General features: G+C 64.3%; 45 protein-coding genes. All 45 read right to left on the bottom strand.

Annotation, left to right across the window (positions count from 1 at the left end; translation table 11 throughout):
• Positions 1–10: 10 nt before the first annotated feature.
• Positions 11–625, bottom strand: a complete 615-nt coding sequence (locus K318_RS0115020; RefSeq protein WP_029090084.1) for a hypothetical protein — start codon at positions 623–625, stop codon at positions 11–13.
• A 75-nt stretch (positions 626–700) separates the two neighbouring features.
• Complete coding sequence (locus K318_RS22310; protein WP_051298072.1) at positions 701–1,552, bottom strand: RecB family exonuclease; 852 nt, start codon at positions 1,550–1,552, stop codon at positions 701–703.
• The gene (locus K318_RS0115010) at positions 1,545–1,820 is read right to left on the bottom strand and encodes a hypothetical protein (RefSeq protein ID WP_029090083.1); all 276 of its coding nucleotides are present in this window, start codon (positions 1,818–1,820) and stop codon (positions 1,545–1,547) included. The genes K318_RS22310 and K318_RS0115010 overlap by 8 nt, the downstream gene beginning before the upstream one ends.
• Before the next feature lie 75 nt (positions 1,821–1,895).
• Positions 1,896–2,333, bottom strand: coding sequence for a helix-turn-helix domain-containing protein (locus K318_RS0115005; protein ID WP_029090082.1), 438 nt, complete (start codon positions 2,331–2,333; stop codon positions 1,896–1,898).
• A 101-nt stretch (positions 2,334–2,434) separates the two neighbouring features.
• On the bottom strand, positions 2,435–2,938 hold the full coding sequence (locus tag K318_RS0115000) for a hypothetical protein (RefSeq protein ID WP_029090081.1): 504 nt from the start codon (positions 2,936–2,938) through the stop codon (positions 2,435–2,437).
• A gap of 183 nt (positions 2,939–3,121) precedes the next feature.
• On the bottom strand, positions 3,122–3,811 hold the full coding sequence (locus K318_RS0114995) for a hypothetical protein (protein ID WP_029090080.1): 690 nt from the start codon (positions 3,809–3,811) through the stop codon (positions 3,122–3,124).
• Entirely contained in the window at positions 3,793–3,999 is a 207-nt protein-coding gene (locus tag K318_RS0114990; protein WP_029090079.1) for a hypothetical protein, read from the bottom strand. The genes K318_RS0114995 and K318_RS0114990 overlap by 19 nt, the downstream gene beginning before the upstream one ends.
• Positions 3,989–4,120 carry a hypothetical protein gene (locus K318_RS25775; protein ID WP_281170709.1) on the bottom strand — a complete coding sequence of 44 codons (132 nt, stop codon included), beginning with the start codon at positions 4,118–4,120 and terminating at the stop codon, positions 3,989–3,991. The genes K318_RS0114990 and K318_RS25775 overlap by 11 nt, the downstream gene beginning before the upstream one ends.
• The gene (locus tag K318_RS0114980) at positions 4,117–4,446 is read right to left on the bottom strand and encodes a hypothetical protein (protein WP_029090078.1); all 330 of its coding nucleotides are present in this window, start codon (positions 4,444–4,446) and stop codon (positions 4,117–4,119) included. Before K318_RS0114980 ends, K318_RS25775 begins: the two co-directional genes overlap by 4 nt.
• A gap of 1 nt (position 4,447) precedes the next feature.
• The gene (locus tag K318_RS0114975) at positions 4,448–4,744 is read right to left on the bottom strand and encodes a hypothetical protein (RefSeq protein ID WP_029090077.1); all 297 of its coding nucleotides are present in this window, start codon (positions 4,742–4,744) and stop codon (positions 4,448–4,450) included.
• Positions 4,741–4,947 (bottom strand): hypothetical protein, encoded by a 207-nt coding sequence (locus tag K318_RS0114970; protein ID WP_029090076.1) that lies wholly within the window; start codon positions 4,945–4,947, stop codon positions 4,741–4,743. The genes K318_RS0114975 and K318_RS0114970 overlap by 4 nt, the downstream gene beginning before the upstream one ends.
• Positions 4,948–4,957: 10 nt before the next feature.
• Entirely contained in the window at positions 4,958–5,500 is a 543-nt protein-coding gene (locus K318_RS0114965; RefSeq protein WP_051298071.1) for a phosphatase domain-containing protein, read from the bottom strand.
• 93 nt (positions 5,501–5,593) lie between these two features.
• Positions 5,594–5,920 (bottom strand): DUF7574 domain-containing protein, encoded by a 327-nt coding sequence (locus tag K318_RS0114960; RefSeq protein WP_029090074.1) that lies wholly within the window; start codon positions 5,918–5,920, stop codon positions 5,594–5,596.
• Between the two features lie 2 nt (positions 5,921–5,922).
• Positions 5,923–6,585, bottom strand: coding sequence for an FAD-dependent thymidylate synthase (gene thyX, locus K318_RS0114955; protein WP_029090073.1), 663 nt, complete (start codon positions 6,583–6,585; stop codon positions 5,923–5,925).
• Entirely contained in the window at positions 6,578–6,757 is a 180-nt protein-coding gene (locus tag K318_RS24840; RefSeq protein ID WP_156914052.1) for a hypothetical protein, read from the bottom strand. The genes thyX and K318_RS24840 overlap by 8 nt, the downstream gene beginning before the upstream one ends.
• Positions 6,754–7,107 carry a hypothetical protein gene (locus K318_RS0114945; protein ID WP_029090072.1) on the bottom strand — a complete coding sequence of 118 codons (354 nt, stop codon included), beginning with the start codon at positions 7,105–7,107 and terminating at the stop codon, positions 6,754–6,756. Before K318_RS0114945 ends, K318_RS24840 begins: the two co-directional genes overlap by 4 nt.
• The gene (locus K318_RS0114940; protein WP_029090071.1) at positions 7,104–7,325 is read right to left on the bottom strand and encodes a hypothetical protein; all 222 of its coding nucleotides are present in this window, start codon (positions 7,323–7,325) and stop codon (positions 7,104–7,106) included. The genes K318_RS0114945 and K318_RS0114940 overlap by 4 nt, the downstream gene beginning before the upstream one ends.
• A gap of 8 nt (positions 7,326–7,333) precedes the next feature.
• A complete protein-coding gene (locus K318_RS0114935) occupies positions 7,334–7,597 on the bottom strand; it encodes a hypothetical protein (RefSeq protein ID WP_029090070.1) in 264 nt (87 codons plus the stop codon).
• A gap of 7 nt (positions 7,598–7,604) precedes the next feature.
• A complete protein-coding gene (locus K318_RS0114930; protein ID WP_029090069.1) occupies positions 7,605–7,892 on the bottom strand; it encodes a hypothetical protein in 288 nt (95 codons plus the stop codon).
• Positions 7,889–8,107 (bottom strand): hypothetical protein, encoded by a 219-nt coding sequence (locus K318_RS0114925; protein ID WP_029090068.1) that lies wholly within the window; start codon positions 8,105–8,107, stop codon positions 7,889–7,891. Before K318_RS0114925 ends, K318_RS0114930 begins: the two co-directional genes overlap by 4 nt.
• Positions 8,108–8,270: 163 nt before the next feature.
• Positions 8,271–8,714: a nucleoside triphosphate pyrophosphohydrolase family protein gene (locus K318_RS23905; protein WP_051298070.1), complete on the bottom strand. Its 444-nt coding sequence runs from the start codon at positions 8,712–8,714 to the stop codon at positions 8,271–8,273.
• The gene (locus tag K318_RS24835) at positions 8,714–8,890 is read right to left on the bottom strand and encodes a hypothetical protein (RefSeq protein ID WP_156914050.1); all 177 of its coding nucleotides are present in this window, start codon (positions 8,888–8,890) and stop codon (positions 8,714–8,716) included. Before K318_RS24835 ends, K318_RS23905 begins: the two co-directional genes overlap by 1 nt.
• Before the next feature lie 199 nt (positions 8,891–9,089).
• Positions 9,090–9,473 (bottom strand): hypothetical protein, encoded by a 384-nt coding sequence (locus K318_RS0114905; protein ID WP_029090067.1) that lies wholly within the window; start codon positions 9,471–9,473, stop codon positions 9,090–9,092.
• Positions 9,460–9,699, bottom strand: coding sequence for a hypothetical protein (locus tag K318_RS0114900; RefSeq protein ID WP_029090066.1), 240 nt, complete (start codon positions 9,697–9,699; stop codon positions 9,460–9,462). Before K318_RS0114900 ends, K318_RS0114905 begins: the two co-directional genes overlap by 14 nt.
• Positions 9,696–10,031, bottom strand: a complete 336-nt coding sequence (locus tag K318_RS0114895; RefSeq protein WP_029090065.1) for a hypothetical protein — start codon at positions 10,029–10,031, stop codon at positions 9,696–9,698. The genes K318_RS0114900 and K318_RS0114895 overlap by 4 nt, the downstream gene beginning before the upstream one ends.
• Positions 10,031–10,183 (bottom strand): hypothetical protein, encoded by a 153-nt coding sequence (locus K318_RS24830; RefSeq protein ID WP_156914048.1) that lies wholly within the window; start codon positions 10,181–10,183, stop codon positions 10,031–10,033. Before K318_RS24830 ends, K318_RS0114895 begins: the two co-directional genes overlap by 1 nt.
• Positions 10,183–10,578, bottom strand: coding sequence for a hypothetical protein (locus K318_RS0114885; RefSeq protein WP_029090064.1), 396 nt, complete (start codon positions 10,576–10,578; stop codon positions 10,183–10,185). Before K318_RS0114885 ends, K318_RS24830 begins: the two co-directional genes overlap by 1 nt.
• Positions 10,575–10,748, bottom strand: coding sequence for a hypothetical protein (locus K318_RS24825; RefSeq protein ID WP_156914046.1), 174 nt, complete (start codon positions 10,746–10,748; stop codon positions 10,575–10,577). Before K318_RS24825 ends, K318_RS0114885 begins: the two co-directional genes overlap by 4 nt.
• 19 nt (positions 10,749–10,767) lie before the next feature.
• Positions 10,768–11,178 carry a hypothetical protein gene (locus tag K318_RS0114875; RefSeq protein ID WP_029090063.1) on the bottom strand — a complete coding sequence of 137 codons (411 nt, stop codon included), beginning with the start codon at positions 11,176–11,178 and terminating at the stop codon, positions 10,768–10,770.
• A complete protein-coding gene (locus tag K318_RS0114870) occupies positions 11,175–11,969 on the bottom strand; it encodes a DUF7275 domain-containing protein (RefSeq protein ID WP_156914044.1) in 795 nt (264 codons plus the stop codon). Before K318_RS0114870 ends, K318_RS0114875 begins: the two co-directional genes overlap by 4 nt.
• A complete protein-coding gene (locus K318_RS0114865) occupies positions 11,969–12,205 on the bottom strand; it encodes a hypothetical protein (protein ID WP_029090061.1) in 237 nt (78 codons plus the stop codon). Before K318_RS0114865 ends, K318_RS0114870 begins: the two co-directional genes overlap by 1 nt.
• Positions 12,202–12,432: a hypothetical protein gene (locus K318_RS0114860; RefSeq protein ID WP_029090060.1), complete on the bottom strand. Its 231-nt coding sequence runs from the start codon at positions 12,430–12,432 to the stop codon at positions 12,202–12,204. The genes K318_RS0114865 and K318_RS0114860 overlap by 4 nt, the downstream gene beginning before the upstream one ends.
• Positions 12,432–12,680, bottom strand: a complete 249-nt coding sequence (locus K318_RS0114855) for a hypothetical protein (RefSeq protein ID WP_029090059.1) — start codon at positions 12,678–12,680, stop codon at positions 12,432–12,434. The genes K318_RS0114860 and K318_RS0114855 overlap by 1 nt, the downstream gene beginning before the upstream one ends.
• Positions 12,670–13,176, bottom strand: coding sequence for a hypothetical protein (locus tag K318_RS0114850; protein ID WP_029090058.1), 507 nt, complete (start codon positions 13,174–13,176; stop codon positions 12,670–12,672). The genes K318_RS0114855 and K318_RS0114850 overlap by 11 nt, the downstream gene beginning before the upstream one ends.
• A gap of 40 nt (positions 13,177–13,216) precedes the next feature.
• Entirely contained in the window at positions 13,217–13,615 is a 399-nt protein-coding gene (locus tag K318_RS24820) for a hypothetical protein (RefSeq protein WP_156914042.1), read from the bottom strand.
• Entirely contained in the window at positions 13,612–13,821 is a 210-nt protein-coding gene (locus K318_RS0114845; RefSeq protein WP_029090057.1) for a hypothetical protein, read from the bottom strand. The genes K318_RS24820 and K318_RS0114845 overlap by 4 nt, the downstream gene beginning before the upstream one ends.
• 207 nt (positions 13,822–14,028) lie before the next feature.
• Positions 14,029–14,256: a hypothetical protein gene (locus K318_RS0114840; protein ID WP_029090056.1), complete on the bottom strand. Its 228-nt coding sequence runs from the start codon at positions 14,254–14,256 to the stop codon at positions 14,029–14,031.
• Positions 14,256–14,435 (bottom strand): hypothetical protein, encoded by a 180-nt coding sequence (locus K318_RS0114835; RefSeq protein ID WP_029090055.1) that lies wholly within the window; start codon positions 14,433–14,435, stop codon positions 14,256–14,258. The genes K318_RS0114840 and K318_RS0114835 overlap by 1 nt, the downstream gene beginning before the upstream one ends.
• A gap of 3 nt (positions 14,436–14,438) precedes the next feature.
• Complete coding sequence (locus tag K318_RS0114830; protein WP_156914040.1) at positions 14,439–14,633, bottom strand: hypothetical protein; 195 nt, start codon at positions 14,631–14,633, stop codon at positions 14,439–14,441.
• A gap of 60 nt (positions 14,634–14,693) precedes the next feature.
• Positions 14,694–15,083 (bottom strand): hypothetical protein, encoded by a 390-nt coding sequence (locus K318_RS0114825; protein ID WP_029090053.1) that lies wholly within the window; start codon positions 15,081–15,083, stop codon positions 14,694–14,696.
• A 3-nt stretch (positions 15,084–15,086) separates the two neighbouring features.
• Positions 15,087–15,314: a hypothetical protein gene (locus K318_RS0114820; protein WP_029090052.1), complete on the bottom strand. Its 228-nt coding sequence runs from the start codon at positions 15,312–15,314 to the stop codon at positions 15,087–15,089.
• 3 nt (positions 15,315–15,317) lie between these two features.
• On the bottom strand, positions 15,318–15,548 hold the full coding sequence (locus K318_RS0114815; protein WP_029090051.1) for a hypothetical protein: 231 nt from the start codon (positions 15,546–15,548) through the stop codon (positions 15,318–15,320).
• A gap of 152 nt (positions 15,549–15,700) precedes the next feature.
• Positions 15,701–16,096: a hypothetical protein gene (locus tag K318_RS0114805; RefSeq protein WP_035282139.1), complete on the bottom strand. Its 396-nt coding sequence runs from the start codon at positions 16,094–16,096 to the stop codon at positions 15,701–15,703.
• Between the two features lie 2 nt (positions 16,097–16,098).
• On the bottom strand, positions 16,099–16,341 hold the full coding sequence (locus tag K318_RS0114800) for a hypothetical protein (RefSeq protein ID WP_029090049.1): 243 nt from the start codon (positions 16,339–16,341) through the stop codon (positions 16,099–16,101).
• A 107-nt stretch (positions 16,342–16,448) separates the two neighbouring features.
• The gene (locus tag K318_RS0114795; RefSeq protein ID WP_029090048.1) at positions 16,449–16,874 is read right to left on the bottom strand and encodes a hypothetical protein; all 426 of its coding nucleotides are present in this window, start codon (positions 16,872–16,874) and stop codon (positions 16,449–16,451) included.
• Positions 16,875–16,903 lie beyond the last annotated feature (29 nt).

Here is a 16,903-nt window from a genome sequence, read left to right as displayed (position 1 = left end):
TTGCTCGTGGTCAGATGCCGAGATCCGAGTCGCGGATGAACACCGACTCGAACTGCTGGTCCTTCGGCAGGTTCTTGATCTGCGACCACGGGCGGGGGTCAACCCACATGCGGTACGGGCGATTGTTCTTGCCGATGCCGCCCTTGTACTTGGCCGGTCCGAACGGGGTCATCGGCGGCTGCAGGTGGGGAGGCTGGATGCTGGCATCGTGCTTCCATGCATCCTGGCCCGCGGCAGAGGGCTGCTGGGCCCAGCCCTGCGGCGCCTGCGCAGGGGCGCCCCAAGCGCCCTGCCCGCTCATCGGGGCGCCGGCCGGCTGCCCCCACGGGCTCTGCGAATCAGCGGCTGGGGGAGCGGCCTGCTGCTGCGGCTGCTGGTACTGCTGCTGCTGCTGCTGAGGGGGCTGGTAGGCCTCGGTCTGGGGCGGGTTCGCCGGCGTGGCGTCGAGGTGGGTGTTCAACGCCGCCGCGTCGTTCGTCGCCTGCACCATCTGCTTGATCGACGCGCCGATGCCGGAGTTCGTCGCGGCCTGGACGTTGGCCCCGAACTCCTCCACCGAGTTGCCCCGGACGGTGAACAGGTCGCCGTCGATCTTCGTGGTGAACGAGAAGTTGGCTTCGGTCAATTGCTCTCCTTGAATGCGAAAAGGAGCGCCTCAGCGCTCCTGGTGGTGTGTTGCTTGCTGCTCGCGAACGTGTCGCTAAACGCGTTCGAACGTGCCGGCGTACTCCGATGCGAGGTCGGGGACGCCGTTCACCCGGCAGTAGTCGGCTACCGGGCATGTCCTGCAGGCGTCTCCCGGGTTGGGGACGTAGAGCGCCTGCCGCTCAGCCTGATCGAACCGGCTGAACATGTCGTCGAGCAGCTCTTTGCTCCATCCGCCGAGCGGCATCGTGCTGTCCGCCTCGTGCTTCGCCTCCCAGAAGCTCCCGACGATCGGCAGAACGCCGAGGTTGGCGTTGATCGCGTGAGCGTAGATGGCGAGCTGGAACGAGCTGTCCTGCTTGCGGCTGCCGGTCTTGATGTCGACCGGCTCGATGCGTCCGTCGCGGTAGTGACGGACCTGGTCGATGTAGCCGAGCACCTGGACGCCGCCGAAGTCGACGGTGAACTCGAGCTCGACTGCGGGCTGGTCTCCGAGTTGCAGGATCCTCCACTCCTCGGAGTGGGCTTCGGCGAATCGAACGTACGCCTCGGCGTACTCTCCCGTTCGAATCCGCCTGTCGCGGATGTCGTTCTCTCCCTTCTTGTTGCCGCCGGTGAGCCAGCGGGCTGGGTTGGGCTCCCGCTCCATCGCATCGTCGATGAGCTGGTCGTACTCGAGCACGGCGAGCTGTCCGATCTCGTCGGCAGACGCCGCTCGGTGATTGAGCTCGTAGTGTTCGATTGCCCCGTGCACGGCGGTGCCCATCATGAACCACGCGGCGGGACGCGCGGGTGCTCGGGCGGCCTTCTCGAGCCTGTACGCCTCCCCGCAGCGGACGAACCCGGTCAGCTGACTGACCGACCGGCGCTGGCGGTAGCGGGGGACCTCGAGCGTCGTCTCAGCCAAGGGCATCCTCCACGCTCAGGCCCTCGGCGTGCCGGATGATGTCGCTGATCGGGATGACCCCGGCGAGCATCAGCTGAAACGTGTCGTCGACCCAGAAGATCTCCGTGGGCAGGTAGCCGTAGTCGTTGGGATCCCCACCCTCGAGGGGGTCGAGGTTCTCGTCGATGCGCAAGAGCGCGGTGGTCCCGGTGCCGGGGTGCGTGAAGACCACGATGTTCGGCTCGTCGAGGATGACCTCACAGTCCTCGTGGAGCTCTGCACCAATCAATATCTCACCTTTCGTAGGGCGTGGACCAGTCGCCCCCTAGATGTGGAAGAAGGCCCCGGATTGGGGCCTTCGCCTCTACGGGTCCACCTGCATGATGCCAGGGGGGTCGGACTCGCGTCTGATTCTATAATAGAACCCCCCGACCTGTGATGCAGCGTTCGGCGGGGCCTCGGGGTCGTAGCACACCACGAGACCTAGTTCGTTGAGCTTGTCAACCCAGCGCTCGTACGCCTCGATCGCCAGGGGAGAGGTGATCTTCCCCCGGGCGATCAGGTCCCCCGACCGGAGGAACTGCATGACCTGTGCACTCTGGTGCTGCCGTTCGATTTTCTTCCACGGCGTGAAGCTGTGGTAGGTCCGGGACGAGCCCGATCCTTCGCGCGCGCGGGCGAACGCGTTCGAAACGGCCTGGTGGGATACATCGAACATTGCCGCGATCTCCTTCAGGGTGAGGCCCTGCGATCGGAGTTCTTTGAGTTCTTCGATGTCCGGCAGTTTCCTTTGTACGGGCATCACTCATCTCTCTCTAGCCGATTTGCGGCATGGTTGTTGAAGAGGTGCATGAGTGGATTGTAGCCCAGGAACGTGTAGAAGGTACGAGCGTTGCGCTGCGCCTAGCCCTCGAGAACTCCGCGCACGAAGGCGGGGTCGAACGGGTCGACACCCAAGAGCGCTGCGGAGATTGCGACGTACGCGCCCTTCTCGGTGGAATAGAACGCGTCGATCCGGCTCTTCTCCTCGGCGGTCAGCGGAGCGCCGAGGTTGTCATCGCCGTCGCGCGGCTCGGCGATCTCGGTCGGCTCGTCATCCAGCAGCGCTCGCAGCCCGTCATCGAGGTCGAGCTCATCCTCGGCGTCGAGCTCCTGAAGGTCTTTCGTACGATCCACCCAGGACTGTACGAACTCGCCAAACTCGTCGGCGTTGAGCGATCGGACGAACTCGAGTTCGTCGTCGTCGAGGTAGTCCTCCAGGATCCGGATGATTCCTGCCGGCGAGTCTGCGTTGCTCAGTGCCGCGAACGACAGCCGGTCGATGCGGGGGACCGAGATCGACCCCTCGGCCCAGTCGAACATCAGGTCGATGAGTTCGACGGTGCTGGTCTTCTTCTTGATGGTCACGCTCTCTCCTTTATTCTGCGTGTATGGATTGTGTGTACTGCGGCAAGCCCGGGCGGGAGTGGACGTTCTCTCGGGGCGGGGATCAAGGCCTGGTCGCGTTGTGCGACGAGCACGCCCGCCCGATCGAAGCCCGCGTCCGCCGGAAGTTCCCGAAGGAGTTCGAGCCGCTTGATTGGACGCCGCCTAAGCGTTAGCCCAGGTCAGCGCCTCCTTCCAGTGCGGATCGGTGATCCGCTCGGTGTTGATCGCCTCGAACAGCCCGTAGAAGCTCTGCCCGATCTGCACGTGCGCGGTGTTCCCCGCGAGCGGGAACGCGATGGCTATGAGCACCTGAGCCGTCGCTGTCGACGTCGGTCGCAGCTTGCCCAGCGTCGTGAGCACGTCGGCGTGAAGCACCAGCGGCGAGCCGTCCCGTCCGAGCTCCCAGTCGGGATGCATGGCGAGGCTGCACTCGCGGTCGATGTCGCACCGCTCGTCCCAGTCGAGGGCGATGGTCGCGAGGTTGCACACCTCGGTGCCTCCGTCCATGACGACCAGGCTTTCGCCGTCGACCTGGACCAGCACTTTCGCATCCCGCGCCGAGCTGAGCTTGCGCAGCGCGGTCTGCAGTGCGCCGGCCTCTCCGGGCTCGATCGCGACCTCCGTCGCGGGGTCGAATTCGAACTCCTGGCCCTCCCGGTCGCCGGCGTAGGCGTAGCCCGAGCCCATGACGAACCGGCCTCGGCCGTAGGCTCGGACGCACGACCCGGCGCCGGCCTCCGCGACGTTGACCCCGACGAACTCCGAGTCCTTGCTGATCGCCGCGGCGTTCGCCAGGGCGTCAGCGAGCTTCCGCGGGTGCGGGGTCGCCTCGATCATGCGTGCGATGCCCACTTCCATTTGGTGTCCGGGTCGTGCAGCTCAACCTCGCTGATCGCGAACTTCAGCCCCGCGGAGAAGCCTTCGATCATCGCCCCGGCCTCTCCGCTCGGGTCGTCTATAGAGGCGAACGCCGCTCGCGCGGACGTGAGGCTCGCGTGGATCGCATCCAGCACCTCGCGGGTTCTGATCTCATCGGTCATGTGTCTCCTCGAACGCTCGGTCCGATCCGGGGAACAGCTCCTCGATGAGATCGGGGTCGATCTCGAGCTGCTCCGGCGGGTCGAACATCTTCGGCAACCGCTCGTAGTCGGCGACCCTCACGGGGTCTCGATCTCGAGAAGGTTCTTCGGCGGGTAGTCGCCGACGAACGCCGCCGCCTGGTCGTCGCTCCTCTCGGACCCGAGGATGGCCCTGGAGTTCCTGTAGACCACGTCCGCGGCGTCCATGATCCGCGTCGCGATGTCGGTCTCTCCGTCGGTGCGGGGCTCGCGGTAAGACAGGGACACGCTGTCGACCACGCTCGACCCGATCCAAAGCTTCCGCCTGGCCTCGATGTGCAGGACGGGCGCGCGGTGGCGCACCCGCCAGAAGAAACCCTGCGGCAGGGCCGGCAGGCTGGTGTTCTCGTCGATCTCGATTCGGTTCAAATCAGTCTCCCTTGTTGGTTTTCTCTCTCGCTCGAGCGAGGCGCTCGCGCGCAGCGGCGCGCTGCTCGTCCGTGAGGTTGCGGGTGCGGCGGATGCCGCTGGCCGGACTCCACTGATCGGCATCCACCTCGAACGCCGCCCATTCGGAGCCGTCGTGCTGGCCCGAGGCGACCTCGACGGCCTTCGGGCTCTTCCTGAGCTTGTTGATGTGACGGCGCTGGGCCGTCCAGATGCGAACCCGCTCATCAGCATCGGAGACCGAGACCACGGTCTCCCTTTCGGGTGCGCTGAGGCTCACTGCGCGCTTCCCTGGAAGTCGCACTGCAGTCCGCCGGCGTAGCCCACTTTCCACTTCACGCACTCGACGGTGCGGTCGCTCATCTCGACCTCGACGACCCCGATGTGCTCGAGCGGGGATTCGCCCTGGCCTGTCGCGCATCCGGCCATGAAAAAGCCGGCGACCGCGAGGGCGCCGGCTGCGAGGATCTTCCTCGGCTTCATCTCTCTCCTCTCAGAAGTTGCCCTCGGCGACCTGGAAGCACGTCAGCCCCAGCTCGCGCCACATCTCGACGACTTGGTTGCGGTCGTCGAAGACGCCGAGGACGTTGTAGTTGTTCCGGATGTGCTCGTTGAACAGCTCGAGCTTGACGATGGAGTCTCTGCGGTTGTCGCCGGCTCGGCGCATGAACAGGCCCGCATGGTCGAAGACGTTCTCCTCGAGCCACCGCTCAGTGACCTCGCGATGCTCATCCGATCGGCCGGAGACGAACACGAGATCGCACTCCAGCGCCAGCACCAGCGAATCGAGCACCCACGCCACCGGGCTGTTCACGGTGTCGAGGTGCGCCTTGGACCCGTCGTAGATGTCGCGGTCTCCCCTCAGCGCCACCGTCCCGTCGATGTCGACGAGGTAGACAGGCGGCTTCGAGAGGTCCGGTGCGTAGGGTTCGATGACCGGTTCGGGGTTGATCTTCCGCGGATCGACGTCAGGCAGGCCCTTGCCGCCGTGCATGAACCGCATGTGCATGTCGAGGATGTCTTCGAGCTTCGTCATCAGTCACTCCTTTCGCGCATAGAAAAAGGGCGGTATTGCACCGCCCTTCGTGTTCAACCGTTCAGGAAACCTGAACGGCCTCTGCTTTTGAACTCACGCGCTTTGGATGAGCTCTCTCACCGCGCGCTTAATCTCGACCGGAGTGCCGAGGCTCGTCTTGGCTCCCCCGTTCCGCCCTCGATTCCAGCCCTGGAGGCTGTCTACGACCTGCGATAGGTCCCCGACCTGGAAGTCGGAGGCAGATGTGAAGTCGTCCCAGTACCACCAGCACGAGCAGCCACTCGCAGAGGCGTAGTAGTAGACGCCCTCCGATGGTGAGTAGAACGCCCGGAACTCATCCCACTCGTAGCAGAGGGAGTCATCCTCCTCCATGATGACTTCGATCCAGTCATCGGTTCCTTCGATGCTTTCGAGCGCCATCGTTACGCCTTCCCTCTCCATGCGCCGTAGGTAACCGGCCACAGGTCAGCGATGATCGCCTCAACCTGAGAAGCCGCCTCCCTGATTTCGTATAGCGCCGTCTCGTCCGTCCTGAGCGTCAGGAACTTCAGCCAGTTGTTGAGGTTGGCCGTCGCGTAGAAGCTCGTGTACAGACTGACGGGGAGGACATTGCGAGCAACCTCCCGCGCGATGCCGTTATTGAGCAGAACCTGATACCAGCGCCAGGACTCGATAGCCCGGAGTGAATGCGCGGCGTCCGTCCGATCGGCCTGATCCGCATCCCCCGCCTCCCGCCGGTAGTCCATTGCCTTACCCGACTGCACCAGAGGACGGTCATCCCCCGGCAGATAGAACACCGGCTCCAGCTCCGAGTACCTGCCGCTGACCTCGTTGAACGCCTGTGTCCTGTGACGCATCCACTCGCGGGCGACGAAGATCGGAACCTCCGCCCGAACGGTCAGCGCGGTGTGTTCGAACGGGCTGGTGTGACCGTCCGTCCAGAGCCTCCGCACCAGTGCCTCGTGCGGACGCTCCTCGCCGTCCGTCCTTGTGGACACCCGCGCGGCGTCCGCGATCATCTGGTCGGAGCCCATGTGATGCACATATGAGACTCCCATGTCCGACCTGAGCTGGATGTCAGTCATCTGGCAGCACCACCTTCGCGCTGCGGGCGAGGTTGTGCGCCCACTTGAGCTTCTCCTCCGTGAGGCGAGACCCTCGAGTGTCAACTTCTTTTATGATGTCCGGGAGTTCCATGCTCCCCGCGGCGATCTGCGCCTCATCCACCGCGGTTAGTCGAATGACTTCTTCGTTCATCTGTCCCCCACTACGTTCGCCTGAAAGCCGATAGGCTGACTGAACGCCGGCATCGCGTCCGAGAATGCGCCCGCTTCCCACTCCGCCTCCACCTGGGCTATGAGCTCCAGGCGGTCCTCGTCGGAGATGAACCCCTCGGCGTTATGGTCGAGCCACTCGATAAAGGAGTCGAGGTCGTAGACCAGCTCGTAGTTGCCTCCGTAGCACCCGGTGTTGATGGAGCAATCCAGCTCTCGGCCGCTGTAGAGGGTGATGGAGAGGTTGTCGCGCGAAGGGCCGCAGGTCTCGCAGTCAAGCGGCGGCACGATCGAGTCGACCTTCCAGCTGACCTCTCGCAGGACGTCGATCATCGCTGACCCCCTTCGCGGCGGCTGTAGCCCTCCAAGCGACGCTCGGCGACCTTGCGAGCGGTCTCGTGCCCCTCGGCGGTCAGCTCGTACCCCATCGCCCTGAGCAGCACCCCGACGAACACAAGCTGCAGGTCGACGATTGCCTCGTCGTCAAGCGCGGGCATGAGGGCCTCGAGCGCCTCGTTGATCTCTGCTTCGTTCAGTTCTGCGTTTTCCATTTCTCTCCTTAGTTGACCCAGAAGTCCTCGGGGGACTCCGCTACCTGGATGCGTCCGTAAGACGCGATGTCCCGGACCTCGAGCGCCTCTACGACGAGCTCGGCGTTCGCCTCCCACGAATCGAGCGGGAGCTCGTGCATCAGCTCGTCGCCGTAGGCCCAGCGGAATGCTGACGCGAGGGCGTCGGGCAACTGGTGCTCGGGGACGTTGCAGCACGATCCAGAGATCGCGCGGTCATCGTCGGACCAGTAGATGTGGTATCGCTTGTCCATCTCTCTCCTATGCAGCCGCGGCCAAGAAGGCCGGCGCCGGGGCGCGGAGGATCCCGCGCCCGTGCTCGGCGAGGCGCAGCTCGGGGTAGTCGCAGTCGGCGCAGTACTCGCGCTCCGCGGTCTCGGGCTGCACATCGCCGATGTCCAGCCGGTGCGCGCCCGGAGCGAAGGGGGCGTCTATGGAGTCGAGCCCGCCTCCCGCATCTTCCGGCTCGTCGCCGAGGCTGATGCCGCAGCGCGTGCACAGATCCGGCTCCTGGTGCTGCGGGACGAATCGCCCGCGAACTACGGTCACTGCTCGACGACCTCGGCGAGAACGACGTCCATCTCCTCGAAGGTCTGGAAGTCCCCCTCGGTGAACGGGTTCTCGTCCTGGGTCTGCGCGTCCTCCCAGATCTTGCGCAGCCCGAAGATGATCCCGTCGCGGGCCTCGATGACGTCCTCGCCGGCCAGCGCGACTGCCGCGAGAGCGAGCCCCGCGATTCCCTCTGCATCGAATGCTTCTGCCATGTCTTCTCTCCTTGAATGCGAAAAGGAGCGCCTCAGCGCTCCTGGTGGTGTGTTGTTTGTGTCTACCCGACCTGGTCGGCCAGGCCTGTCATGAAGGCTCCGAACAGCCCGCCGATGATGCCCGCGGCTACACCGACGAACACGGTGAACAGCACGGCTCCGATCAACGGCTGCTCGAGCCGTAGATGATCTCCTCGATCCGCGGGGCCTCGTAGTGGTCGTCCTTGGTGATCTTCCCGTCGTCGCGGTACGCCCACGCGCGGCCTGTGGACCAGTCGATCTTCGAGTCATTCGACCGGGCCACCTCGGCGAACACCTCGTCGAGGTCGAATCCCAGGTAGCCGGCGATGCCGTACGCGACGTACAGCAGATCGGCCAGTCCGTCGGCGACCTCGATCATCGCTTGCCGATACGACGTCTCGTCCTCGTACGCGGCGTAGTCCTCGAGGTCTCGAAGCGCGAAGTCCGTCTCCTCGAATTCCTCCTCGAGGAGGCTGCGGCGCAGCCCGATGGGGGAGACGTCTCCCGCATTCGCCTCGAGCGGCGCGTCGCCTACGTAGTTGCCCGCGGCCTGGTTCCAGGCGTTGACGCGGTCTTGGTTGCTCATCACTCGATCACCACCTTCGCGTCGCAGGCGAGCCGATGCGCCTGCTCTATCTCGTCCTCCGTCAGTGCATAGCCCCCGGCGTCCGCCTCTTCCACGACGTCTAGGAACTCAATGCTCCCGACGGCGATCTGCGCGGCGGTCAGGCTGAGGTGCCTGATGTTCTCGTCGCTGCTCATCGTCCTGTCTCTCTGTTGATCCGTTCGACCTCCGTCACGAGACGGAGGATGATCCTCCGTGCGTCCCTCAGCCCGAGGTTGGGCCAACCGCGCTCGGCTCGCCACCGCGCTTCCCGCAGCCACCGGTCCGAGAGGTCGGGGTCGCGGTACGAGCCGGAGCGTCTTCGAGGCGGGCGCGTCTTCCAGGCGAGGCTGCCCATCACCCCTCCCCTCCGAGCGCGGCCTCAACCGCCCGTCGAGTGGGGCAGGGGAAGGGCTTCGGCCCCCGCTCGTCGCTACACATGTGGCACTCGCCGTGCACATCCGGGTGCAGGTCTAGGACGGCGGTGAGTGCGGCTGCCATCGCCGGGACCGAGGAACGGGCGTCGGAGATGAAGGCGGCGTCTGGAGGATCGAACACATCACCGGCGTGGTCGTCCCATGTGATCGGCCCGTGGGAGGAGGACATGACGGCCGCCTGCGGACGCTGCGCGCCGTCGTAGTCGTACTCGGTCACCTCGCCGACCGTCCACGGTATCTGCCTGGCCGCGTCTGCGAGGGCATGCCGCTCCTCCAACCACGCGCGGGGATCAGTCCTGGTCATCAGTATCTCCGTACCGAATCACCCTGTAGGCGGCGTCGATCACCTGGTCTGCGGAGGTGAATCGCTCCCCGAACTGCGCACAGCACTCACCCACCTGCTCACCGTCCAGATAGATCGCACCCATGTCCTCACTGCGCCGAGTGTCGTCGTCCAGGTCGTGGGGCCAGTCGATTTCGTAGGTCTTACCGTCCCAATCGACGGTGCCAACTGTCGCTTCGTTGCTCATAGCTTGCTCACCTTCCTCGTCATCGTGATGTTCCGCTCCAGCTCGCCCCGCAGCTCCCACTGCTCACCCCGCGTCATGGTCGGCTTGCCGACGCTGAGGATGACCGCGAGCGGGCCGATGTAGCCGTACATGCTCCGCCCGCCACGGGAGAGCACCCACGCGGCCAATCCCTCTCGGTGCGCGTTGACGTTCACCTTCGCCTTGTCCTTGATCCTGCCCGCGACCCACACGAGCCCGACTGCCGCCCAGTAGAGCGCGACGCCCAGGATCGCGAGGGCTACCAGCAGGGCTGGGATGGCGGCGACGCCGATCCAGAACGATCCCCAGCTCATCACTCCTCCTCTCCGAGCAGTACCTCGAGTGCGTCGGCGAGGGCTTTCATACGAGCCTCGTCATCGCGGATGTACACCTGCCGACCGTCCGGGTTCAGGCCCGTCTCCAGGCGCACTCGCGTGGACTCGATCAGGCCGCGGTAGTTCTCCATCACTTCCCCTCCTCTCCGAGCGCGGCAGTCAGGACCGCGCGGGCCACTTGGCGAATGCTCTCGCGTAACTTCTCCGGCGCGTCCTCCCATGCGGTCGTCCCTGGGTCGTCTGGGGACTCACCCCCGTACCAGAGCGCCCGTGCCGCCCGCTCCACGGTCTCCTCCGAGAGCAGGGCCTCGCGGGCGTTCGCACGCAGGACCGCGATGAGTTCCGCGGCCTCCTCGGCCAGCGTCTCAACCGTATGGTCGCCGGTAATGTACGTCTCCTCACCCTCGACGTAGCCCGGCTCACCGGGCTGGTAGGCCTCGTAGCCGAGGGCGCCGGCAAGGATGCGGCTCACCTCGTAGCGAGCGGTCGATGCGCGCAGCATCGCAGCCTTCTCTTCGAGGCTCATAGCTCACCCACCTCCATCGCCTCGCAGATCAGCGTGTCCTCGGCCATCCGGAGCGCGCCGAGCTGCGTGATGAGGTCCAGATCGCCCTCCGTGGACACACCTACCAGCGGCTCGCCATCGGCGGCGAGTCCGTACGTGACCGTGATGCGCCCGGCCTCTACCTCGATCATGTCGCCCCCTCCTGCCCGCTCAGCCGCGCACGCGCTTGTACTCGGTGACGACGACCTGTCGCGGCTCCACTTCGTGGAAGCTGCCGTCCCAGTCTGCGCCGTAGTGCGAGGCGTAGTAGCCCTCTTTGCGGAAGAACTGCGATCCGAGCGCGATGACGATCGAGGCGTACGAGCCCTGCTCCTCGCCCCCGGTCTCGTGCACCACGCTGAGGGGCACGTCCTCGCCCCGCAGGCTCACGGTGTTCTCCTCGTACACGAGGGAGCCGCTCTCGCTCCTGATGACATTGCCCTCGGCGTCACACGCGATAGGTGGGTGTGCGAGGTCGAACCAGTCGATTCGCTCGCCCCCGTAGCCGGCGTCCTCGATTTCCTCGCGCGCGGCCAGCGCGGCAAGGACTTCGTCGGTGGTGTAGTTGGTGGTTGCGGTCATGCTGTCTCCTGGGTGTCGAGCAGGATCAAGCGATCCTGGTTGTCGAGGTGCCGCTGCACGTAGTTGCAGTCCGGCTTCATGAGCAGGTCGAGGTTGCGCATCAGGAACAGCGCCCACTCGCCTTTGAAGAGCGACGTAGCGGTGCGGCGCACCGCCCAGTGGTAAGCCCACCGGGGGCTGACCTCGTAGTCGCGCGGAATCACGATCCGCTCAAGCGCGGTCGCGTAGATCTCTTCGCGCACGAGCTGGATCTGGGTGTCGAAGTCCATCGCCCAGAACTTCGCGTTGTCGACGGCTACGTCCGAACCATCCCGGAGGATGCTCTCGAACAGCGGGCGATCGTAGTAGGCCACCGATGCGTGAAGAGAGTCGTGGTCGTAGCGGCGATTGACCGCGTCGCCGAAGAACATCGAGGCGTTCTGCTCGAGGTTCGTCGGGTTGCGTCGGTACCGCTCCTTCCAGATGGGCAGGAGGATGTCGTACAGCTCGCGGATGAACGCCGCGCCCTTCCGCTCGAGGAAGACGATGTCCGCCGCGTGCTTGTCCCATCCCCGCTCTCCGCCGATCTCCCAGAACGAGTGGGAGATCTTCATGGTGTAGAGCTCATCCGGTGTGGCGATCGAGCCCCAGTCCCACGCTCCGAGTCTCTCGTCGACGAACTGGTCGACAATCGTGCCGGGGATGGCGATGATGCTCTCCTGCTCGGGGGAGTGGAAGTCCCAATCCCCTCGCGGTTCCCGTGCGTCGGGGAACCAGTGCCGCATGGCGCGGCTGCCGATTAGCGTCGCCATCAGCGCTTCCTTTCTCTGATCTTTGTTCCGAGCGCCCGTGCCGCTGAGTAGATGCCAACAGCGGCGCCCACGACGCCAAAAAAGACGACGGTGATGGGCCAGAACAGCGCCGCGAGGCCGACAGGCACAACGTCCTCCTCATCGGGCTCGCCGCCCGTCGCGAACATCGCGGCGATGATTACGAACACCGTCACCGCCGCGCCGAGCACGTACCCGCCGATCAGCCACCACGTCATACGGCCTCCCACGGCGTGACGTAGCGGATGGTGGGTGCTACGAACGATCGGACCCCGCGCTCCTCCGTTAGCCCTAGCGCCTCGATCACGGCGTCAGCCTCGTGGTGCGCCTGGTCGAGCCGCCACGAGTCGCACAGCGACTCCTGCTCTACGATGCGGTCCGCCTCCTCGGGCGTGCATTCGCCACCGATGAGTAGTGCTCGCGCGATTCGGTCCCGCAGCTCCATCAGTCGGTCACCTCGATCCCGATGGACGCGAGCAGCGCGCCGACGTTCATTGGGTTGCCTCGCCTCGTCCAGTAATCCGCCTCGTCCTGGAGCTGGAGCAGTCTCGCCCGCGTGATCGTGCGCAGCTGGGGGTTCGCATCGGCCCAGAGTGCTCCGAGGGCGAAGGCGAGCCGCTCTGGTCGACGGTCCGGCGGAAAGCTCTTCGCCGACTCCGCACCGATCTGCGCCAGCCTCTCGTTACTCGCCATCGCTGCTCACCACCCGCACGCCGTGCTCGGCGAGATGCCGCGAGAGCAGCACGGGGTCCACCATGAAGCCTGCGCCGCTGAGATCGTTCAGGATCTCCTGAATCTTCTCGGCCTCGGTCAGCGGGCGCGGGGCGGGGCGGAGGATGCGGACGCCTTCCGTGCAGTAGCCGTCCCTGGTGACCCATACGCTCGCGCGATCACCGCAGAGGCGGATCAGCGTGTCTCCCGGGTTGGCTGCGCGGGAGTACTCTGGCACCTCCTCTGCCGCCTCGTACGCGGCTTCGAGCGCGTCCATGCTGAGGTCCGACTGCTCCTGCATCGGGGTCCAGCCATCCTTGGCCATGCTCGCGTCGTTGTGCCAGCCGCAGTCGAAAGCTTCCTCCACCCAGACACGCCATTCCAGCGCATCGTCCGGGTCGGACCGGCGCGCAACGTCTCCGCTGCCCCTAATCGCCAGTGTGGCGTTCTTGAAATCCCCGGTTGTGTAGTTTCTCATGCTGTCTCTCCTTCTAGCGCTATCTGCGTTTCTCTGTCCATCATTCCCAGCTCCTTACCTCTGCCTTTTCTCCATCCGGGCCGATTGAGAATTGGATGGGAGGGCGAATGCACTTTGCTGTTATCGCATCCGCCCTAATTGTCCCGGCGACGATTAATCCTCCTGCGGAGAACCGAGTTTCAGGCCCGTAAACCCCGTCATAAACGCCTTGCCGCACCTCTTCGCGGTGAATCTCTGCGCCTATATCCCGCTCGTACCGCCCTATTTCTAGCTCACGCTCAAGCCGGTCTATATCATCCTCAAGCTGAAGCTGACGCGCTTTTCTGCGGGGAATCTTCCGACTCCGGGGGTAGATCTCGAGTACATGCACAACCGCCATCCCCGTCACAAGCACCAATGGGCATACGACAACCGCGAGCAGGATAAGCGCCCCTATCACGGGTCGCACCTGCTGGCGTGGTCGGCAAAACGCATCGCCGCGCCGTCAACGCCCTGCCAGTCGTCCATCGCCGCTTTCACCGCTGCCGAGCACTCCTCGGCGCGGGTGTTCGCACTCGCGGTGCCGTAGATGTAGCCGGTGCACGATGCGCACATCGTCAGCACCAGCAGGGTAAGAACCAGCCTCGCCAATCGCTCACGGGTCACTTCTATTTCCTCCTTCGAGTAAAGAATGCATTCGCTATGCGACGCACGCGCGGCATTCCAGGAATGCCCGCCGGGAGATTAGCTAACGCTAATCGACACAAGAAAAGCGCCTAGGAATCGTTTCCTAAGCGCCTTACCTGCGTGCGCGGAATACTCCGCGCCCTTGGCCGTACAGCCTCCGGCTGACGGACCTATAACGAATGTGCGTTACATAATGGGCAGTGCCTCGCCCTTGATTTCCACCGCCTTAGCCTGCACGAACGGCACTATGCTAACGTCTTCGTGCTCATCCGCATAGGCGTTTGCAATGGCTAGTGCGCTGGCCTCCACCTTCGATGCGGTCACGACTTCGCCGTTAACGATCACCGCATACTCGATGCGGTCCAGCATTCCGGCGTAGTAGAGCGCTTCAAAAAGCCTCCTCTCGTCGGCCATTACTCATCCCTCCATTCCGGCGCGGACCATCCTTCGATCACCACGGCAGTGGGATACGGCGCCGAGACGAAGTCCGCATCTACATTCCATGAGGCCTCCTCATCCTGGTCGTTGCCGATATACACCAGTGCGCTCGGATTGAGGTCGCTCAGCAGCTCGATCAGTCGCTTGACGGTCACGGCTCACTCGCCCCTTTCGAGTACTAGAAACAGATCGTGGTGCTGGTCGTCAGGCTCGTTGTCTCCGGCGGCGTGCGCCTCGATCACGTGGCGCGCCACGGCATCCGCACCCAGTGCTCGGAACACCTCGGCCAGAGACTCGGCCTCGGTGCACGTCAGCCCGGAGAACAGCCGGTGATCCTCCCAGGGCTGAGACACCGACCAATCGTGAACGAGCGCCGCTACGGCGGCTACGACGTTGCTGGAGTCCATCTCGACTCACACCCCCGCCAGAGCGGCGTACGCCGCCTCAATAGCCCGCCAGTCCTCCGCCAGCTCCGCGTAATCCCGCGCGGCGGTGTAGGCGCGGGCGAGATCGGTAGAGCCCGGAACCAGCTCGGCGATGCTGTCAGCCTTGTCCTCGGCGCACGAGCGCGCGAGCCTAAGCACCCGGCGCAGGGTGGCATGATTGAGGCGGGCGTCCTGCGGCTTGGCCTGCTCCGTCCTGTCCAGCTCATCCCTGATCTCGCCCGCAAGCTCCTCCGCGAAAGGGTGAACCACTCCGCGAATCACCGGCAGTGCATTCTCGGCGATGCTTCGGTCGATTGCAATCGTGCGTGCCACTGCTCGGTCCTCTCTGTGGATTTCGCTGACGTGGTACGGGTCCATTTCTCAGTACTCCTCGAATCGGTAGAAACATACGGCGGGGTCGTCCGAGTCGGAGTTGTGCCACTCGAGCATATCCGTGTCTTCCATTGCGTCGAACAGACGCGATGCTGTCTCTTGGTCATCCTCATCGACGGCCGCGAGGAATGCGGCGATCTGCTCATCATATCCCCACACCTTGAAGTCTTCGTATGTTCGGATGTTGCGCGCCCGCGTAACCTTGAGTGATCGCATTGCTCAGTCCTCAATCTCGATAATCATCTCGGATTCATTGGTGAAAGATTCCCCCCTGCGGTCCGGCGTAAAGTCGCCAAGAACATCCGAGATGTCATAGACGCTAATCTCTCCGCGCGAGTACTCTCCGACCTTCGTGAGCTGCTCGTCGGTAATCTCGTCAAGGTCCAGCTCGAACTCTTCCAGCACGGTCACGTCGTATTCGCGCGTGATGGTGATTCGCTGGTTGCTCATTTCAGTCCTCCCCGATCCATTCCACGCAGGTGACGCGCGCGTGCTCTTGAACCGCGTCCCATACCTGGTCAACCCAGTCGGATCGCTCACCCTCGGTCATGCTAGCCCAGGCGTGCTTATCAAACTCGACATTCAGCCGAACCCTTGACATGTCAGCTCTCCTCATCCATGAGCGCATCGCGCTCGTCGTCCGTAAGGGCCTCCATGAAGGCGTGGAGGTCGCACAACTTGAGGGCCACGTCGTAGCCCTGAGCCAGGCCATACCCCAGGCCCTCCGAGTCCAGCGCCTCAAGTGTCGATCGCAGGTCACCCTCACCCGCGAGGGCCGATGGCGCATCCATGCCGAGCGACCACAGAATGTCCCCGTGAAGGATCGTGGCGCCCGGTCGGTGAGACCCCGCGGAATACACACCGACGTGCACCGCCCCCGACTCGTGCGCGGTAACAGTGAACCGCCAGTGGTGAAACCCCCAGTCCCGTCCCTCGGGGGCGTGCATGAGTTCGATGGTCTCAACCGTGAAGTGGTCGAAGGTGGTGGCATTGCTCATGGTCACCCCTCCCTCTCGTATCGCTCGACGATAGACCAAAACTCATCGTGGTCGATATCCTCGCGCTGCCGGTAAAAGACGTTCCCGCGATCCGGGGTGATCGCCTCAATGACCTCCGCGGCAATCGCGGCTGTGTCGAACGCGGCATCCGCGTTCGCGATCATCTCCGACGCCTCGATAGGCTCGGTGATGTAGTGCTGTGCGGCCTCTGCCGCCGTGCTGAAAGTGCGCGTCATCGTGTCCATGTCAGTCTCCTTTGGTTGGATGCTTTCGCCCGAATCAGGGCACAGAAAAGGCCAGACGCGAATGCCTGGCCTTAACTGAACTCGTATTCGAGAATTAACGCATCACACTAGCCGTCCTCGCCCTCAAGCTCCGCGATCAGGCCGTCCCAGTCAGCGCAGTTCTCGAATGCCGCCACGACTGCGCCGGTGAGGTCGTTGTGCACGGCGCCGATCAGGTCGGAAACCTCGCCCGGATTCGAGCCGGTCATATCCCAGTACGCACCGAAGCACTCCGAGATGCCCACCTGGTAGATGACCTCTTCCGTCTCGCCTGCGTAGATGACCCATGAGGGCGCGTACTCGCCCCTCCATTCGTCCAGCACCTCGGCCCGGTCCACCTCTGCGGGACCGTCGTCATAGATCGCGTAGGCCAGGCGCTCGGCCGCGTCTGTGATCGCGGCCGAGACCTCATCCGCGCCGTGCTTCAGCTCCGCATGGTCGAGCACATCGGCGGCGGTGACGAAGAAGGTGATGCTCTGCGTGAGCTCGTTCATCGGTCGTTCCTTTCGGGAATTCCCCGTAT

The sequence above is a fragment of the Brevibacterium album DSM 18261 genome (genome assembly GCF_000426445.1).
GTDB classification, from domain to species: domain Bacteria; phylum Actinomycetota; class Actinomycetes; order Actinomycetales; family Brevibacteriaceae; genus Brevibacterium; species Brevibacterium album.
The sequence above is the reverse complement of the archived record's forward strand: the minus strand, read 5'-3'. Positions and strand labels throughout refer to the sequence as shown.

Bases quoted from the DNA above. Each gene is read 5' to 3' on its own strand.
- K318_RS0115005 (WP_029090082.1), bottom strand. From the start codon at position 2,333: ATGCCCGTACAAAGGAAACTGCCGGACATCGAAGAACTCAAAGAACTC.
- K318_RS0114990 (WP_029090079.1), bottom strand. From the start codon at position 3,999: ATGACCGATGAGATCAGAACCCGCGAGGTGCTGGATGCGATCCACGCG.
- K318_RS0114970 (WP_029090076.1), bottom strand. From the start codon at position 4,947: ATGAAGCCGAGGAAGATCCTCGCAGCCGGCGCCCTCGCGGTCGCCGGC.
- K318_RS0114965 (WP_051298071.1), bottom strand. From the start codon at position 5,500: ATGACGAAGCTCGAAGACATCCTCGACATGCACATGCGGTTCATGCAC.
- K318_RS0114960 (WP_029090074.1), bottom strand. From the start codon at position 5,920: ATGGCGCTCGAAAGCATCGAAGGAACCGATGACTGGATCGAAGTCATC.
- thyX (WP_029090073.1), bottom strand. From the start codon at position 6,585: ATGACTGACATCCAGCTCAGGTCGGACATGGGAGTCTCATATGTGCAT.
- K318_RS24840 (WP_156914052.1), bottom strand. From the start codon at position 6,757: ATGAACGAAGAAGTCATTCGACTAACCGCGGTGGATGAGGCGCAGATC.
- K318_RS0114945 (WP_029090072.1), bottom strand. From the start codon at position 7,107: ATGATCGACGTCCTGCGAGAGGTCAGCTGGAAGGTCGACTCGATCGTG.
- K318_RS0114940 (WP_029090071.1), bottom strand. From the start codon at position 7,325: ATGGAAAACGCAGAACTGAACGAAGCAGAGATCAACGAGGCGCTCGAG.
- K318_RS0114935 (WP_029090070.1), bottom strand. From the start codon at position 7,597: ATGGACAAGCGATACCACATCTACTGGTCCGACGATGACCGCGCGATC.
- K318_RS0114925 (WP_029090068.1), bottom strand. From the start codon at position 8,107: ATGGCAGAAGCATTCGATGCAGAGGGAATCGCGGGGCTCGCTCTCGCG.
- K318_RS23905 (WP_051298070.1), bottom strand. From the start codon at position 8,714: ATGAGCAACCAAGACCGCGTCAACGCCTGGAACCAGGCCGCGGGCAAC.
- K318_RS24835 (WP_156914050.1), bottom strand. From the start codon at position 8,890: ATGAGCAGCGACGAGAACATCAGGCACCTCAGCCTGACCGCCGCGCAG.
- K318_RS0114905 (WP_029090067.1), bottom strand. From the start codon at position 9,473: ATGACCAGGACTGATCCCCGCGCGTGGTTGGAGGAGCGGCATGCCCTC.
- K318_RS0114900 (WP_029090066.1), bottom strand. From the start codon at position 9,699: ATGAGCAACGAAGCGACAGTTGGCACCGTCGATTGGGACGGTAAGACC.
- K318_RS0114895 (WP_029090065.1), bottom strand. From the start codon at position 10,031: ATGAGCTGGGGATCGTTCTGGATCGGCGTCGCCGCCATCCCAGCCCTG.
- K318_RS24830 (WP_156914048.1), bottom strand. From the start codon at position 10,183: ATGGAGAACTACCGCGGCCTGATCGAGTCCACGCGAGTGCGCCTGGAG.
- K318_RS0114885 (WP_029090064.1), bottom strand. From the start codon at position 10,578: ATGAGCCTCGAAGAGAAGGCTGCGATGCTGCGCGCATCGACCGCTCGC.
- K318_RS24825 (WP_156914046.1), bottom strand. From the start codon at position 10,748: ATGATCGAGGTAGAGGCCGGGCGCATCACGGTCACGTACGGACTCGCC.
- K318_RS0114875 (WP_029090063.1), bottom strand. From the start codon at position 11,178: ATGACCGCAACCACCAACTACACCACCGACGAAGTCCTTGCCGCGCTG.
- K318_RS0114870 (WP_156914044.1), bottom strand. From the start codon at position 11,969: ATGGCGACGCTAATCGGCAGCCGCGCCATGCGGCACTGGTTCCCCGAC.
- K318_RS0114865 (WP_029090061.1), bottom strand. From the start codon at position 12,205: ATGACGTGGTGGCTGATCGGCGGGTACGTGCTCGGCGCGGCGGTGACG.
- K318_RS0114860 (WP_029090060.1), bottom strand. From the start codon at position 12,432: ATGGAGCTGCGGGACCGAATCGCGCGAGCACTACTCATCGGTGGCGAA.
- K318_RS0114855 (WP_029090059.1), bottom strand. From the start codon at position 12,680: ATGGCGAGTAACGAGAGGCTGGCGCAGATCGGTGCGGAGTCGGCGAAG.
- K318_RS0114850 (WP_029090058.1), bottom strand. From the start codon at position 13,176: ATGAGAAACTACACAACCGGGGATTTCAAGAACGCCACACTGGCGATT.
- K318_RS0114840 (WP_029090056.1), bottom strand. From the start codon at position 14,256: ATGGCCGACGAGAGGAGGCTTTTTGAAGCGCTCTACTACGCCGGAATG.
- K318_RS0114825 (WP_029090053.1), bottom strand. From the start codon at position 15,083: ATGGACCCGTACCACGTCAGCGAAATCCACAGAGAGGACCGAGCAGTG.
- K318_RS0114820 (WP_029090052.1), bottom strand. From the start codon at position 15,314: ATGCGATCACTCAAGGTTACGCGGGCGCGCAACATCCGAACATACGAA.
- K318_RS0114815 (WP_029090051.1), bottom strand. From the start codon at position 15,548: ATGAGCAACCAGCGAATCACCATCACGCGCGAATACGACGTGACCGTG.
- K318_RS0114805 (WP_035282139.1), bottom strand. From the start codon at position 16,096: ATGAGCAATGCCACCACCTTCGACCACTTCACGGTTGAGACCATCGAA.
- K318_RS0114800 (WP_029090049.1), bottom strand. From the start codon at position 16,341: ATGGACACGATGACGCGCACTTTCAGCACGGCGGCAGAGGCCGCACAG.
- K318_RS0114795 (WP_029090048.1), bottom strand. From the start codon at position 16,874: ATGAACGAGCTCACGCAGAGCATCACCTTCTTCGTCACCGCCGCCGAT.